12 protein-coding genes are annotated in these 14,968 nt (G+C 57.1%); 9 read left to right on the top strand and 3 right to left on the bottom strand.

Annotation, left to right across the window (positions count from 1 at the left end):
* Positions 1–10 precede the first annotated feature (10 nt).
* The 8 genes from B0B07_RS09000 (at position 11) to ccpA (ending at position 10,371) form a co-directional block, all read left to right on the top strand.
* Positions 11–826 (top strand): DUF1444 domain-containing protein, encoded by an 816-nt coding sequence (locus B0B07_RS09000; RefSeq protein WP_076758236.1) that lies wholly within the window; start codon positions 11–13, stop codon positions 824–826.
* Positions 823–1,428 (top strand): YtpR family tRNA-binding protein, encoded by a 606-nt coding sequence (gene ytpR, locus B0B07_RS08995; protein ID WP_076758234.1) that lies wholly within the window; start codon positions 823–825, stop codon positions 1,426–1,428. The genes B0B07_RS09000 and ytpR overlap by 4 nt, the downstream gene beginning before the upstream one ends.
* A 240-nt stretch (positions 1,429–1,668) precedes the next feature.
* Positions 1,669–4,749 (top strand): DNA translocase FtsK, encoded by a 3,081-nt coding sequence (locus B0B07_RS15425; protein ID WP_076758232.1) that lies wholly within the window; start codon positions 1,669–1,671, stop codon positions 4,747–4,749.
* 120 nt (positions 4,750–4,869) lie between these two features.
* The gene (murC, locus tag B0B07_RS08985; RefSeq protein WP_076758230.1) at positions 4,870–6,183 is read left to right on the top strand and encodes a UDP-N-acetylmuramate--L-alanine ligase; all 1,314 of its coding nucleotides are present in this window, start codon (positions 4,870–4,872) and stop codon (positions 6,181–6,183) included.
* A gap of 144 nt (positions 6,184–6,327) precedes the next feature.
* Positions 6,328–6,810 (top strand): DUF948 domain-containing protein, encoded by a 483-nt coding sequence (locus tag B0B07_RS08980; protein ID WP_076758228.1) that lies wholly within the window; start codon positions 6,328–6,330, stop codon positions 6,808–6,810.
* A 76-nt stretch (positions 6,811–6,886) separates the two neighbouring features.
* Positions 6,887–7,744 (top strand): YtxH domain-containing protein, encoded by an 858-nt coding sequence (locus tag B0B07_RS08975; RefSeq protein ID WP_076758226.1) that lies wholly within the window; start codon positions 6,887–6,889, stop codon positions 7,742–7,744.
* A gap of 294 nt (positions 7,745–8,038) precedes the next feature.
* The gene (locus B0B07_RS08970) at positions 8,039–9,124 is read left to right on the top strand and encodes a bifunctional 3-deoxy-7-phosphoheptulonate synthase/chorismate mutase (RefSeq protein ID WP_076758225.1); all 1,086 of its coding nucleotides are present in this window, start codon (positions 8,039–8,041) and stop codon (positions 9,122–9,124) included.
* A 257-nt stretch (positions 9,125–9,381) separates the two neighbouring features.
* Positions 9,382–10,371, top strand: a complete 990-nt coding sequence (ccpA, locus tag B0B07_RS08965; RefSeq protein WP_076758223.1) for a catabolite control protein A — start codon at positions 9,382–9,384, stop codon at positions 10,369–10,371.
* 54 nt (positions 10,372–10,425) lie between these two features.
* Here the strand turns inward: ccpA and B0B07_RS08960 are convergent, their stop codons facing one another.
* The 3 genes from B0B07_RS08960 to B0B07_RS08950 are packed head-to-tail and all read right to left on the bottom strand — an operon-like array spanning position 10,426 to position 12,894.
* On the bottom strand, positions 10,426–11,592 hold the full coding sequence (locus B0B07_RS08960; protein WP_076758458.1) for an acetoin utilization protein AcuC: 1,167 nt from the start codon (positions 11,590–11,592) through the stop codon (positions 10,426–10,428).
* Positions 11,589–12,236: an acetoin utilization AcuB family protein gene (locus tag B0B07_RS08955; protein WP_076758221.1), complete on the bottom strand. Its 648-nt coding sequence runs from the start codon at positions 12,234–12,236 to the stop codon at positions 11,589–11,591. The genes B0B07_RS08960 and B0B07_RS08955 overlap by 4 nt, the downstream gene beginning before the upstream one ends.
* Before the next feature lie 25 nt (positions 12,237–12,261).
* Positions 12,262–12,894, bottom strand: a complete 633-nt coding sequence (locus B0B07_RS08950; RefSeq protein WP_076758218.1) for a GNAT family N-acetyltransferase — start codon at positions 12,892–12,894, stop codon at positions 12,262–12,264.
* A 264-nt stretch (positions 12,895–13,158) separates the two neighbouring features.
* On the opposite strand from B0B07_RS08950, the gene acsA reads away from it, so the two are divergent.
* Positions 13,159–14,883 carry an acetate--CoA ligase gene (gene acsA, locus B0B07_RS08945; RefSeq protein WP_407643867.1) on the top strand — a complete coding sequence of 575 codons (1,725 nt, stop codon included), beginning with the start codon at positions 13,159–13,161 and terminating at the stop codon, positions 14,881–14,883.
* Positions 14,884–14,968 lie beyond the last annotated feature (85 nt).

The raw sequence follows: 14,968 nt of genomic DNA, 5'->3' as shown, positions 1-14,968 counted from the left end.
AGAGGAACCGATGAATGCATCCGAACTCGTGAAGGTGCTTAAGGAGCGTCTCGGCTCCGAACGCTTCGATTGGGATTTCGACCGGCAGAACAACCGCCTCCGCCTCACCAACAAAGCGACGGGAAAAGGGATGGAACTGAGCCTGCCGCCCCTGCTCGCCAAATATGAGCAGAAAAAGGACAAGGCAATTGATGAAGCGGTCTATACGATCGATGAAACATTCTCCGCCATGGAGCGGGAAGCGGCGGAAGGCTTTGACGCCACGGGCAGGATCTATCCGGTGATCCGGTCGACTTCGTTCCCGGTGAAGTCAAAAGACGGGCATCCGTTCGTCACGTGCGACCATACCGCGGAGACGAGAATCTTTTATGCCCTGGACCTGGGCAAGACCTATCGGCTCGTCGATGAGACGATGCTTGAAAACCTCGGCATGACGGAACAGCAGCTGAAGGAATCTGCACGGTTCCGGGTCCGGCAGCTGCCGACCGGTGCGAAAAAAGACGAAGTGGCCGGCAATGTCTTTTATTTCGTCAACAACAATGACGGCTATGACGCAAGCCGGATCCTGAATGAGCCGTTCCTGAAAGAGATGGAAGAGAAGATCGAGGGGGACATGACCGTTTCCGTCCCCCACCAGGACGTGCTCATCATCGGGGACATCCGGAACGAGACGGGCTATGACGTGCTCGCCCAGCTGACGATGCACTACTTCACAGTCGGGACGGTGCCGGTCACCTCCCTCTCATTCATCTATGAAAACGGGGAACTGGAGCCGATCTTCATCCTTGCGAAGAATCGGCCGGTGAGAAAGGAAGAAAAGGAATGAACGCATTTTATAACAAGACGGGCGTCGGCGATGTGCTGCTCGTCCAGCTGACTCCCGAAGCACCAGCGGAGATCCGCACCGAAACGAACGGAGATGTCACGGTCATCCGAGACGCGGAGAGCGGCGAAGCTTCCGGCTTCAACCTGTTCCGTGCATCCGAGTACGTGGAGCCGGACCAAGACGGACAGATCGAGGTCAATGAAGCGCTGATCGATGCACTGAAGAAGGCGTTTGGGCAAAACGGGACGCAGTTCGATTTTGAAATCGACATTTCACCGAAGTTTGTTGTCGGGCATGTGCTTTCGAAAGAGAAGCACCCGAACGCGGACAAGCTGAGCATCTGCCGTGTCGACACAGGCGGGGAAACGCTTCAGATCGTGTGCGGGGCACCGAATGTGGCGGAGGGCCAATTCGTGGTCGTGGCCAAGCCGGGGGCCGTCATGCCGTCCGGAATGGTCATCAAGGATGCGGAACTCCGAGGCGTACCTTCTTCCGGGATGATCTGCTCAGCCCGTGAGCTGGACCTTCCGGATGCTCCGAAGGAAAAAGGGATCCTCGTCCTGGAGGGCGATCAGACGCCGGGCGAGCCGTTCCGGTTCTGACGGCCGGCACAAATGAATCATGAATGCGCGGGCGGCAGGGATGCCTGGAGCCCCCGCCGACCGAACGGCGGGGGACGACCAGATCCCCTGCCGTTTTTTATATTGGTGTTTAAACGGCCGCGCCCGCACGTCCTGCAACGGCCGAACCGGTCTGTTCAGCCGGACGGTGACCGGTGTCCGTTTGATTCCTCTGTGCCGGGCTGATAAAATAAAGTGATCGACTTGGAAAGAGTGATGTTTTTGAATTGGTTCAAACGACTATTCCTAAAAAATGATGATAATCCTGAAACGATTGAAACCGTTGGATACATAGAAGACGAGAATCAAGAACAGCCTGTTACGGGAAGAAGAAGCAAGTTCAGATTTCCGCTCATCTCGGATGAAGAAGCCGATGTGCTTGAGGAGCGGCAGGACAATCCTGCACCTCCTGCCCAGGAAGAATGGAGCGACTCCGGCCAAACCGGAGGGATCAGCGAGTACAAGCCGGGTCCGCTCGGTGTCACGGACACCGACAGGAGAAGATTCCGCAACGGCATGCCGGCCGGAACCTTCATGGCCCGTCAGCAAGAGGCGGATGCATGGGCGCCTCGACAGCCCATCCGGAAGCCGGCTGCCGACCGCTCTGATGATCATTTCGGACCGGCCGAGCCGCTGAAGCCAAGAAGATTGTTGGATGAACGGCCGAAGCCGCCGACCCGCACACGCGGCTTCCAGCCGACGGAAGTGCCGTCCCCGGTCTATGGATTCGGCCGGCGCCCCGAGCAGAAGAGGGAGAAAGCCCCGAGCCCTGCGGCTAAAGCGCCGGAAACCGGACTAGCAGAGCGGCTGAGGGAGAGGGAAGAAACGACGATCAACGAAACGGACACAATCGGAACGCAAACGTCCCAGGTGCGTGTCCGGGAACCCCGTTCCCTGGAAACCCAGGCAACCCGCACCGCAACCCCGCATGACCGGGAACGGACGGTGAACAGTCCGCGTCCTTCCGACCGGGCAACAGAACCCGTCCGGACAATCGGAACGGAACCGGCGGACGAGAAGGGGAAAACAGCGGACAACGAAGCGAAACCTGTCCAGGAACCGTTGCGCCCGACTGAGGAGATGCCGGAGGCGGTCCATTCGACGGAGCAAGCGGAGACACCGGCAGAGCCCGTCGGATCGGTTGAGGCTGTGAAACCCGTTGGAACGGTTGCCGGGCCTGGGGCGGAGGTGCAGCAGGCACCTGCTTCCGAAGTGATCGTGCCGGCTGATTCGGCTGAAGAAAAGCCGGAAACGGACCGCAAGGGGAGAAGCTCCGGCACGCCGTTCAATGTGGTCATGCTGAAATCCGACAGGGAACGGCTTGAGAAGCTGGATGCCCTGAAAGGGATCCGGCGGCGTCCGGCCGCGACTCCGGGAACTGGATCAGCCCACAATCGAACGACGTCCATCCCGGCCCCGGCCGGACCGGAGCGGCAAATGGAACTGCCGGCATCGGAACCCGCGGCGGATGTCTCCGGCATCAGAACTTCCCGGGTGAATGAACCGAAAATGAAACCGTCCGGCTCAAACATTGCGGAATCAGTTGCATCAAAACCGGCACCCGCTGTGGAAACAGCGGCAGCTGAACCTGCACAAGTTCATGAACCGGCAGCATCTGAACCGGAACACGTTGCTGAAACGGCAACGGAACCGGCGTACATTCGGGAGACGACGTCATCTGAACCTGTACTCCATCCGGAATCAGCGACAGCTGAACCGGTACACGTTCCGGAACCGGCAGTATCTGAACCGTCATCCGCTGTCGAAACGGCTGCACCCGCTCCTGATTCTGTTCGGGAAACGACTGCTGTTCAGGCGGAAGGGACAGAACCGGCAACGGACGGAATAGAAGAACCAGAAGAAGACCTTCCCTATTACATGACGCCCGGACTGGATTTCCTGAATCCTCCCGCAGAAAAAGGGGAGGATACGGAGTGGATGGAGCAGCAGGCCGCCACGCTTGAAGAGGCGCTGTCCTACTTCTCCGTGAAGGCGAAGGTGATCGGCATCGTCCAGGGTCCGGCGGTCACCCAGTTTGAGCTCACGGTCGGACACGGGACGAAAGTGAGCAAGATCCGCAATCTGCAGGATGACCTGAAGCTGGCACTCGCTGCCCGGGACATCCGGATACAGGCACCGATCCCAGGCAAAAGCTCGATCGGGATCGAGATTCCAAACAGGATCTCGCGGCCGGTGCGGATTTCGGAATTGATCGGCGCAGACGTGTTCCGGGAATCCGATTCTCCGCTTGAAGCGGTGCTCGGCCTCGACCTGTCCGGACGGCCGACGACCGTCGATCTGCGGAAGATGCCGCACGGACTGATCGCCGGAGCGACAGGCTCCGGGAAATCAGTCTGTATCAACTCCATCCTGACGAGCCTGCTGTACAAAGCCTCGCCGGATGAGCTCCGGATGCTCCTCATCGACCCGAAAATGGTGGAACTTGCGCCATATAACCGGATTCCGCATCTCGTCAGCCCGGTCATCACGGATGTGAAGGCGGCGAATGCAGCTCTGAAATGGGCGGTCGAGGAGATGGAGCGGCGGTATGAACTGTTTGTCCATGCAGGCGTGCGGGACATCGTCCGCTTCAACAGGAAGGCGGAGGAGCACCGGGAATTCGGCCGGAAGCTGCCGTATCTCCTCATCGTCATCGATGAGCTTGCTGACCTGATGATGGCGGCGCCCGCCGAAGTGGAGGAGTCGATCTGCCGGATTGCACAGAAAGCCCGCGCCTGCGGGATCCATCTCATCATTGCGACGCAGCGTCCGTCCGTCGATGTCATCACCGGCCTCATCAAGGCGAACATTCCGGCCCGGATCGCTTTCTCGGTCTCTTCCCAGGTGGATTCAAGGACCATCATCGACGTCCAGGGGGCCGAGCGCCTTCTCGGAAGAGGGGACATGCTCTACCTCGGAAACGGGATGCCGGCACCCGTCCGCCTTCAGGGCACTTTCGTCACGGACGATGAGATTGAGCGGGTGACGGATTTCGTCCGCCGTTCCGGGGAGCCGGATTACCTGTTCAGGCAGGAAGAGCTTCTCCGCGAAACGGAGGCCCACGAAGCGGAAGACCCGCTGTTCGGAGAAGCGTGCTCGTTCATCATCCAGGCGGGCAGCGCCTCGACATCGATGCTGCAGAGAAAGTTCAGCATCGGCTACAACCGCGCCGCCCGGCTGATCGACATGCTGGAAGAACGGGGCTATGTCTCTCCTCAAAAGGGGAGCAAGCCGAGGGATGTCTACCTGACGGACGCCGGTGAGGCTCCAGAACGGCAGGATGGCCCTGCGCATACGATATGAACAGTTGGAAATAAATAAATGAAACACGCTTTTCGGCTTGCAAAAGTTTGATGATATAATTGGAATGCGGCATTTTTCGGCCGCGGTTAGGGATATTTCAAATCCCGGGAGGTTTCACTTATGACAGTTTTCCATTTTACCGGCATCAAAGGATCAGGGATGAGTTCGCTCGCCCAGATTCTCCATGACACCGGACAGACCGTCCAGGGCTCGGACGTAGAGAAATATTTCTTCACGGAAGAGCCGCTCAAAGAGCGGGGGATCCTCATCCTGCCGTTCAGCGAGGAGAATATCCGCGAGGGGCTGACGGTAATTGCAGGGAATGCGTTTCCGGATGACCACCCTGAGCTCGTGCGGGCGAGGGAACTCGGCCTCGAGGTCATTCGCTATCATGAATTCCTCGGAAACTATATGGACTCGTTCATTTCGGTGGCAGTCACGGGATCCCACGGCAAGACGTCGACGACGGGACTGCTTTCCCATGTGCTGGCCGGGTACGGTCCGACGACTTACCTGATCGGAGACGGCACCGGCAAGGGTGATCCTGACGGCCGGTACTTTGTCCTGGAAGCATGCGAATACAAGCGCCACTTCCTGGCATACGATCCGGATTATGCAATCATGACGAATATCGACTTCGATCATCCCGATTACTTCACGGATCTGAATGATGTGGTGGATGCATTCCAGGAAATGGCTTGGAAAGTGAAGAAGTGCCTCATCGCCTGCGGGGATGACGATCAGCTCCAGCGCATCCAGGCAAATGTTCCGGTCATTTATTATGGCTTTTCGCCTGAAAATGATTTTGTCGCCTACAATCTGCAACGCTCCGAATCAGGGACGACTTTCGACGTCCGTGTCCGCAACGAGGCATATGAAACGTTTCATGTTCCACAGACAGGGGACCATGCCGTCCTGAACGCGCTGTCGGTCATTTCGCTCTGCCACTATGAGAACATCCCGGCAGAGATCGTCCAGGCGAGACTGGATACGTTCGGAGGCGTCAAGCGCCGGTTCACCGAGACGAAGCTCGGTGAACGGGTGATCGTGGACGATTATGCACACCATCCGACGGAGATCCGCGCAACACTCCAGTCTGCAAGACAGAAGTACCCGGGCAGGGAGATCGTTGCGATTTTCCAGCCGCACACTTTCTCAAGAACCGCCAAGTTCCTGGATGAGTTTGCGCAAAGCCTCGGGGAGGCGGACAGCATCTACCTGTGCGATATCTTCGGATCCGCGCGTGAACAGAACGGTGATTTGACGATCAACGACCTGTCGTCGAAAATTGACAACAGCACGGTCATTTCCGTTGCCGACGTCGAACAGCTGCTCGGGCATGACGAAGCCGTGTTCCTGTTCATGGGGGCAGGGGATGTCCAAAAATACGAAAGAGCCTTCACGGAACTTCTGAAGGAAGGAAAGACAGCCTGAGCAGCCTTTGCCGGGCTGTCTTTTTTCTTTTGGGAAGGAGTCTGGCGCCCGGCTGTCGAATAGGTTGTACGGAGCGTTTATTCCTGCATTCGCAGGGGTACAACGTTAGTATGATACGCGCAACACACGATAGGAGGAAAAGGCATGGAGAATTTGTTGTACATCGCGGCGATTGTGGCAGCCGTTGCTTTCCTGATCTTATGCATCGCACTTGCCATGACCCTCGGGTCACTCAAAAAGACGCTGAACAGCGTGGCGGAGACGGTGGACGGACTGGAAGGGCAGCTGCAGGGCCTGACAAAGGAGTCGACCGACCTCCTGCATAAAACGAACCTGCTCGCAGCAGACATCCAGCAGAAGAGCGAACAGCTCAATACGGTCGTACAGGCCGTGCAGGGTGTCGGAGAATCGGTAGGCAACCTGAACTCTTCAGTCCGCAGGATTACATCGTCCGTGGCGGCGGAAGTTGAACGCAATGAAGATAAAATCGCGCAAGTGGTCCAGTGGAGCAACGTCGTTCTCGGCATACGCGACAAGTGGAAAGAACGCAAAGGGACCGGCCAGGACGGGTGGACGGAATATACGGTTCCCGGCCAAAAAAGGCTTCCGGGACCCGGCGCCCAGTAATCGGACCCGGCAACAAACGAACCGTTTGAATAAGCTTCCCTTAAACAAACGCATTAACTAAAAGGAGGAAACCGAAATGAACGAAGACCGCAATGTCAAACCCAACTACAACGACCCTGAGTACGGCAAGGATTATTATGCAAACAAGAGCCATTATGATGAGCAGCACAGCGGGACGTACGACATGTACAGCCCGAACAACTATGACTACAGCTACCGGGACAACTATTCCGATTCGTTCTACCGCAACGAACGCGACCGGGACGAAGACGGCGGCGGCGGATTCCTGACAGGCGCGATCATCGGAGGGCTCATCGGGGCGGCTGCCGCGCTCCTGCTCGCACCGAAATCCGGCAAGGAGCTGCGTGGAGATGTATCCACACAGGCCGTAAACCTGAAAGAGAAGGGAATCGAGCTTTCTTCCGTGGCGAAGGACAAGACGGCCGACATGACGAAGACGGTCCAGGAAAAAACGAGCGGACTCGGCAAGTCCATCCAGGATCAGGCCGGCCAAATGGTCGACAAAGTCAAATCCATGAAGAAAGGCCAGAGCGCTCCGATGGATGACGGAACCGTTTCTTCCGAAGGGGAGGAGCCGATCGAGTTTATCGATACGGTGGCGGACAAAGTCCATGAAGCGATCAGCACCGGCCAGGACAAAGTCAATTCCACCGCCGAAGCGATGAAGGACGCGGTTGACGAAAAGCAGAAGCAGGCAAAAGACATGGCCAAAAATTCCTCTTCCGGCAAGTCGGGCAGCGGTTCCGGCTCCGGCAAGTCCAAAAGCGGCTCCGACTCCGACTTGAAGGATCAGCACTCCGGCAACACCGAGTATTCCTATGACAACTCGGAGAACAAGGGCGACAACAAAGTAATGGGGATGAACCACATCTCCAAAATCGAAAATGACAAGAAAGACAACAAAAATACTTGATATGAACCGGGGCTGCATTCAGTGACCAGCCCATGGGCAAGAGGCTTGGCCGGCATCGAACCGGCCAAGCCTCTTTTTTTGTTATGATAAACGGAACGGCTTTGGGCAGCAGACCCGGAAAACAAGCAGTAATTTCCATGCAGTCGGAATGACAGCGCTTACAATAATAATTTTGAAGTTTTCAGCAAATATAACGTGACAAAATGAGACATACTCCACTATAATAGGTTCATTATACCTCGGCGGCTGCGGCAGCCGGATATAGCGAACACTCAACAGAGAGGGGATACGGGAATGAGCCTGAATGATTTGGAAAGCCTTCGTGGCAAGGTGGATGAACTGAACCTGGAAATTCTTCGTCTCATCAACGAGCGGGCAGAAGTGGTCCAGGAAATCGGCAAAGTAAAGGAAAAGCAGGGTGTCAACCGATATGACCCTCTCCGTGAACGGCATATGCTGAATCTCCTGAAGGAGTACAACGACGGTCCTGTGCCTCAGTCGACCGTTGAACATATCTTCAAGGAAATTTTCAAAACCGCACTCGAGCAGCAGGAAGAGGATCACCGCAAGGCGTTGCTCGTCTCAAGGAAGAAGAAAAAAGAAGACACGGTCATCGAAGTGAACGGCGAAAAAATCGGCAAGGACGTCCCGACGTTCATTTTCGGTCCGTGTGCCGTTGAATCATATGAACAGGTGTCCACGGTGGCACAGGCGATTGCCGCGAAAGGTCAGAAACTCATCCGCGGCGGGGCCTACAAGCCGCGTACGTCTCCTTATGACTTCCAGGGCCTCGGTCTCGAAGGTCTGAAGATCCTCAGCCGGGCGGCCAAGGAAAACGGCCTGGCTGTCGTGTCTGAAATTGTCACCCCGGGTCATCTCGAGGAAGCGCTTGACTACGTGGATGTCATCCAGATCGGTGCGCGCAATATGCAGAACTTCGAATTGCTGAAAGCAGCCGGATCGGTCCGCAAGCCGGTCCTCCTCAAGCGGGGCCTCGCCGCAACCATCGATGAATTCATCAATGCGGCGGAGTACATCATCGCCCAGGGGAATGACCAGATCGTCCTGTGCGAGCGGGGGATCCGGACGTATGAGCGGGCGACGCGGAACACGCTCGACATCTCGGCTGTTCCGATCCTCAAGCAGGAAACGCATCTGCCGGTCTTCGTCGACGTGACGCACTCCACGGGCCGCCGGGATCTTCTCCTTCCGACAGCGAAGGCAGCGATTGCGGTCGGTGCGGACGGTGTCATGGCCGAAGTGCACCCGGATCCGGCAGTGGCCCTCTCGGATGCGCAGCAGCAGATGAACCTTGAGCAGTTCGATGAGTTCTACACCGAGCTGCAGAAATTCATGAAGTCCCACGCCATCCTGGTCTGAGGATGGGCGGGTGAGCCGAAACCTCCGTGTTCCGGCTTTTTTGTGTTCCGGGGGAGGCGGGGTGTGACGCTCCGGCACGGCGAGGAATGCCCTTCGCTCATCGCATCTAAATCGGTGCCAATGCAGAGGATATTTGGAAAGGGAAGACGGGGGAATGCCGGTGAATTCGGGAAACTTCTGCTTTCGGGCTTTGAGTTGGGGCAAACTTAGCGTAAAATGAAAATAAATGAAGTGTTTTCATCGGAGGGATCATCGACATGACAGTAACGATTTACGATGTGGCCAGGGAGGCAAACGTGTCCATGGCGACCGTCTCACGGGTCGTCAACGGGAATCCGAACGTCAAACCGGCCACGCGGAAAAAAGTGAAAGAGGCGATTGATCGTCTGGGTTACCGGCCGAATGCCGTGGCAAGAGGGCTGGCGAGCAAGAAGACGACAACCGTCGGGGTCATCATCCCGGATATTTCCAAAGGCTTCTACGCCGAGCTTGCCCGCGGGATCGAAGATATTGCCACGATGTATGAATACAACATCATCCTGTCGAACTCCGACCAGAAGGAGGACAAGGAGATCCGCCTGCTGGAGACGATGCTCGGCAAGCAGGTGGACGGCATTGTCCTCATGAGCGATGCCGTGACGCCGGCGCTCAGGGAAGAAATCAGCCGATCCTCCGTCCCGGTCGTCCTGGCCGGCACGGTCGACCCGGAAGGACTCATCCCGTCCGTCAACATCGATTACAAAGGGGCGGCCCGTGAAGCGGTGTCCAAACTCATCGGCAACGGGCACAAGGAAGTGGCATTCGTATCCGGCCCGTTCAATACGGTCATCAACCGGGACTTCCTCCTGGAAGGATACAAGGAAGCGCTCGAGGAGGCGGGCATCGCACTGGATGAGGGTCTGGTCTTTGAGTTGGACGATTCCTATGACGCTGCGCTTGAAGCCTGGCATGCCATCGACCGCCGCCCGACCGGTGTCTTTGCGGGCAGCGACGAACTGGCGATCGGCGTGATCCACGGTGCGCTCGACGCGGGGCTTTCCATTCCGGAAGACGTGGAAGTGATCGGGTTCGAGAACACGAAGCTCGCGCGGATGGTGCGGCCTCGGCTCACATCGGTCGTCATTCCGCTTTACGATATCGGGGCTGTCTCGATGCGTCTCCTGACGAAATATATGAGCAATGAAGAGATTGAGGATCCGACGGTCATTCTGCCGCACCGGATCGAAGAGCGGGAGTCCGCAAAATAAGCAACTGAAAATTAAAAGCGGTCCGACGGTGAAAGTTGCCGTCGGACCGTTTCTTCATTCTCTGTGCTTTTGTTCACTCCGGATGATGTGGAGCGCCTTGTCCATCATATGGCGGTTCTTCTCCGTAATCTCCGCTTTTCTCGGAATCGGCTCATAGAGCGGATCGGGATCTTCCCAGTCCGGCATGAGCGGAACCGGTGATTCTGGTCCGTATTTATCCAGCCATTCTTCCGGAAGAGGGCCGGCCGGCAGCGGCTGTCCGCTCATCGTGAGCCAGATGAGCGACCATGCCCGGGGCACGACACGCCAGATGTCGTAGCCTCCGCCGCCGACGGCGATCCAGCGGCCGTCGCAGAACTCTTCGGCCAGTTCCAGCGCCAGCTTCGGGATCTCCCGGTATGTATTCATCGTGCTGTATAAATGCGTGAGCGGATCGAAAAAGTGGGCATCCGCACCGTTCTGGGTGAGGATGACATCCGGCTTGAAGTATTCGGCGATCTCCCGGACGCCGGTCCTGTAGATCTCGAGGAACGATTCGTCTTCGGTGAACGCATCGATCGGAAAGTTGAATGAGAACCCATATCCTTTTCCGCTGCCTCTCTCCGTGATGGCACCGGTCCCGGGGAACAGATACCGGCCGGTCTCATGGATGGAGACCGTGCACACGTCCGGATCGTCATAGAAGCTCCACTGCACCCCGTCGCCGTGATGGGCATCCGTGTCGATGTACAGGACCCGGGCGCCGTATTTCTTCTGCATATAGCGGATGGCGACCGAACTGTCGTTGTATACGCAAAAGCCGGAAGCCTTTCCGCGGAAGCCGTGGTGAAGGCCCCCGCCGAGGTTCAGGGCGTGCCGGGCACGGCCTTCCATCACTTCATCGACCGCCGTGAGCGTCCCGCCGACGAGCATGGCGCTCGCTTCGTGCATATCGGGGAAGATCGGGGTGTCTTCGGTGCCGATTCCATAATTCTCGGCGATATCCGCAGTCACCTCTCCGCGACCGGCTTTTTTTACGATCTCGATATACCGTTCATCATGGATCAGTGCAAGTTCTTCATCCGTGGCCATTCTGGGCCGGACGATGGCCGAATCGGGCAGCGCCCCGATGCTTTTGAGCAGATCTGCCGTCAGGACCAGCCGTTTTTGATTGAACGGGTGGGTATCGGAGAACTTATAGCCCAGCTGTCCGTCCGAGAAGACGAACGAGGCCTTGTTCATCGGTTGATCCCGGGTACGTTCGGCCATAGCACTTCATATCCTTCCTTGCGCAGATCTTCGATGATCGGTAGCGGGTTCATCGTCTTCACGCGGATGACGAGCACCTTGTGATCACTGCTGTTTTTATCGGGATAGACGAGGACGCTCAGAACATTTGCATTGTGCCCGAGGAACACTTTGGTGACACCGAACAGCACGCCGGGTTCATCGGGCACCCGGACTTCCATCTGCGAGCCGGGCTGGCTGGCGCCGGTCAGCTCGATGTATGTATAGAGCAGGTCCGTCTCCGTGACGATGCCGACGAGCTTGCCGGACGATACGACGGGGAGGCAGCCGATCTGGGTCTCATAAAAGAGCACGGCCGCGTCCTCCACGAAGTCCAGCGGATGTCCGACCATCGGATTCCGTGTCATGATATCGGAGAGTGGTGTCTCATACAGATCGGATTCCTGCTTGCCGATCAGAGTGGAAGGAACGGCTTCCTTAATGTCCCGGTCGGTCACGACGCCGGCCAGCGAGCCGTCGCCGGACAAGACCGGCAGGTGACGGATCTTTTTCTCTTCCATAAGCCGGAGCGCGTCCCGTATGGAATCCTCCGGCGCCAATGTATACACTTCCGCAGACATGATCTCTTCGAGGATCATCTGGATCACTCCTTCGGGGTTCTGGTCAATACATGAACCGGTTCATGAACCGGAGCTGGTCGAACTGCCGGACGGATTCCTGGTCCACCCGGCTGCCGATCCTGGCCATCAGGCAGTTGGCGGGGTGGGAGCTGATCTCCGGATCGTCGGTCGCATAATACTCCAGGCCGCCGGCATTCATCATCTTCTCCATGACCTTCCGATATTCCCAAACATTCAGCTTGGTCCCTTTCAGATCCCAATGCCAGTAGTACTCGGTCGTAATGACAATATAATCTTCCATCTGGTCGTCCATCATTGAAACTTGCAGGAGCCGCTTTCCGACCCCGCCGCTGCGGAATGCCGGAATCACTTCGATCGCGCCGAGTTCGATGAGATTGTCCATCTTGCCCTCCGACCATCGCTCAAGCGGATCCGGATAAAGGTACGTGACGTACCCGACGATCGTGTCCTCATGGCGGGCGATGAGGATCCGCCCTTCCTCGAGCCGGGCAATTCCGACAATGGCTTTATGCTGCTGCTCGGGCTGGCGGAACGCAATAAGATCTTCATGGAAATGCAGAGACTCCAGCGTCTCCGGCGTTACAGGCCCTTCGATGACCAGATCTCCCGACGGGTGGGCCAATTCCGCCGAGTGGTAAGTTTTCGCATGTTCCAAAAATGTCACCGCCTCATCATTGTGGCTATCTCCGATTATACATGAAAGCGCTCTATCAAGGGTGTGGAAAATTCTCATTTTTGTGACCGGAAGGAGGAGCAGCCTTCATTTCCAGGTTGACCGGCCGGGGCAGCGGAGCGTCCGCCAAAAGCAAAAGCGCCGTCGTCAGGCCGGTTCCATAAGTATCAAAAGTTAAAAAATTGCCACATATAATTCGTTTTCGTGTAGAATAGAAGAGTATTCGTATAGCGAAAGGGTGATCACATGGCAACGATGGAGAAAAACATCATTCCGGTTAGAGAAGGGGACTTTAACCTCGCGGACTACGAGAAGACCGCCAAGGATTTCAAATGGGAAGATGCAGAGAGGGAGTTCGACTGGTACACCACGGGCAAGGTGAACATCGCCCACGAGGCAGTGGACCGCCACGCCGATTCGTACCGGAAGAACAAAGTTGCTCTCTATTATCGAGACGCCAATCGCAGTGAAGCTTATACGTACGATCAGATGAAGCGGATGACGAACAAGGCCGCCAATGTTTTGAAAGCGAATTCAACGCTTGAAAAAGGCGACCGCCTGTTCATCTTCATGCCGCGCTCCCCGGAACTTTATTTTGCTCTGCTTGGAGGGCTGAAGCTCGGCACGATCGTCGGGCCCCTGTTCGAGGCGTTCATGGAAGGAGCAGTCTACGACCGTCTTGACGACTCCGAGGCGAAGGCGATCATCACGACGCCGGAACTGCTCGACCGTGTCCCTGCAGACCGCCTTCCAAAGCTGGAGAAAATCTTTGTCGTCGGGGAGAATGTCGAGGAGACCGACAAAATCGTTGATTTCAACAAACGGATGAAAGAGGCATCGCATCACTTCGAAACCGTCTGGCTGGACAAGGAAGACGGCAGCGTGCTGCACTACACGTCCGGATCAACGGGCCGTCCGAAAGGGGTCATGCACGTCCAGTATGCGATGGTGCAGCAGCTCCAGACCGCACGGTGGGTGCTCGACCTGAAGGAAGAGGACATCTACTGGTGCACGGCAGACCCGGGCTGGGTGACGGGCACGGCATACGGGATCTTCGGACCGATGCTCAACGGAGCGACGTCGCTCATCCTGGGCGGCCGCTTCCGGACAGAGGACTGGTACCAGGCGATCGAGGATTACGGGGTCACGGTCTGGTACAGTGCGCCGACCGCCTTCCGGATGCTCATGGGAGCAGGGAACGCGCTCATCAACGAGTATGACCTGTCCACGCTACGCCACGTCCTGTCCGTCGGCGAACCGCTCAACCCGGAAGTCGTGAAGTGGGGGCTGGAAGTGTTTGACCGCCGCATCCACGACACGTGGTGGATGACCGAAACCGGGGGCCACATGATCTGCAACTACGGCAGCATGCCGATCAAGCCCGGGTCGATGGGCAAAGCCGTACCGGGCATCGAGGCCGCGATCGTCGACGACCGCGGGAACGTCCTGCCGCCGAACTCGATGGGCAACCTCGCCCTCCGCAAAGGCTGGCCGGCGATGATGCGCAAGATCTGGAACAACCTGGAAAAGTATGACTCCTATTTCATCGGCGACTGGTACGTGTCCGGAGACTCGGCCTACATGGACGAAGACGGATACTTCTGGTTCCAGGGACGGGTGGACGATGTCATCATGACGTCCGGAGAACGCGTCGGGCCGTTCGAGGTCGAGAGCAAGCTTCTCGAACACCCGGCCATCGTCGAAGCGGGCGTCATCGGCAAGCCGGATCCGGTCCGCGGAGAGATCATCAAGGCGTTCGTCGCCCTCCACGAAGGATATGAGCCGACCGATGAACTGAAGGAAGACATCCGCCAGTTCGTCAAGAAGGGCCTGGCTGCGCATGCCGCGCCGAGGGAAATCGAATTCAAGGACAAGCTGCCGAAAACACGGAGCGGGAAGATCATGCGCCGTGTCCTGAAGGCTTGGGAACTCGATCTTCCGACGGGCGACCTGTCCACAATGGAAGACTGATTGAAAAAGACCGTGCGGGCAAAATGGCCCGCACGGTTTTTTGTATAGAAAAAAGCGATGGCCCGTGATTCGGGTCCATCGCTTT

Source organism: Edaphobacillus lindanitolerans (genome assembly GCF_900156305.1).
GTDB classification, from domain to species: domain Bacteria; phylum Bacillota; class Bacilli; order Bacillales_A; family Planococcaceae; genus Bhargavaea; species Bhargavaea lindanitolerans.
Note: the sequence above shows the minus strand (reverse complement) of the source record. Positions and strands in the feature narration are given on the sequence as shown.

Excerpts from the sequence above, each read along its gene's own strand:
- B0B07_RS09000 (WP_076758236.1), top strand. The coding sequence starts at position 11 with ATGAATGCATCCGAACTCGTGAAGGTGCTTAAGGAGCGTCTCGGCTCC.
- ytpR (WP_076758234.1), top strand. The coding sequence starts at position 823 with ATGAACGCATTTTATAACAAGACGGGCGTCGGCGATGTGCTGCTCGTC.
- murC (WP_076758230.1), top strand. The coding sequence starts at position 4,870 with ATGACAGTTTTCCATTTTACCGGCATCAAAGGATCAGGGATGAGTTCG.
- B0B07_RS08980 (WP_076758228.1), top strand. The coding sequence starts at position 6,328 with ATGGAGAATTTGTTGTACATCGCGGCGATTGTGGCAGCCGTTGCTTTC.
- B0B07_RS08975 (WP_076758226.1), top strand. The coding sequence starts at position 6,887 with ATGAACGAAGACCGCAATGTCAAACCCAACTACAACGACCCTGAGTAC.
- B0B07_RS08970 (WP_076758225.1), top strand. The coding sequence starts at position 8,039 with ATGAGCCTGAATGATTTGGAAAGCCTTCGTGGCAAGGTGGATGAACTG.
- ccpA (WP_076758223.1), top strand. The coding sequence starts at position 9,382 with ATGACAGTAACGATTTACGATGTGGCCAGGGAGGCAAACGTGTCCATG.
- B0B07_RS08960 (WP_076758458.1), bottom strand. The coding sequence starts at position 11,592 with ATGAACAAGGCCTCGTTCGTCTTCTCGGACGGACAGCTGGGCTATAAG.
- B0B07_RS08955 (WP_076758221.1), bottom strand. The coding sequence starts at position 12,236 with ATGATCCTCGAAGAGATCATGTCTGCGGAAGTGTATACATTGGCGCCG.
- acsA (WP_407643867.1), top strand. The coding sequence starts at position 13,159 with ATGGCAACGATGGAGAAAAACATCATTCCGGTTAGAGAAGGGGACTTT.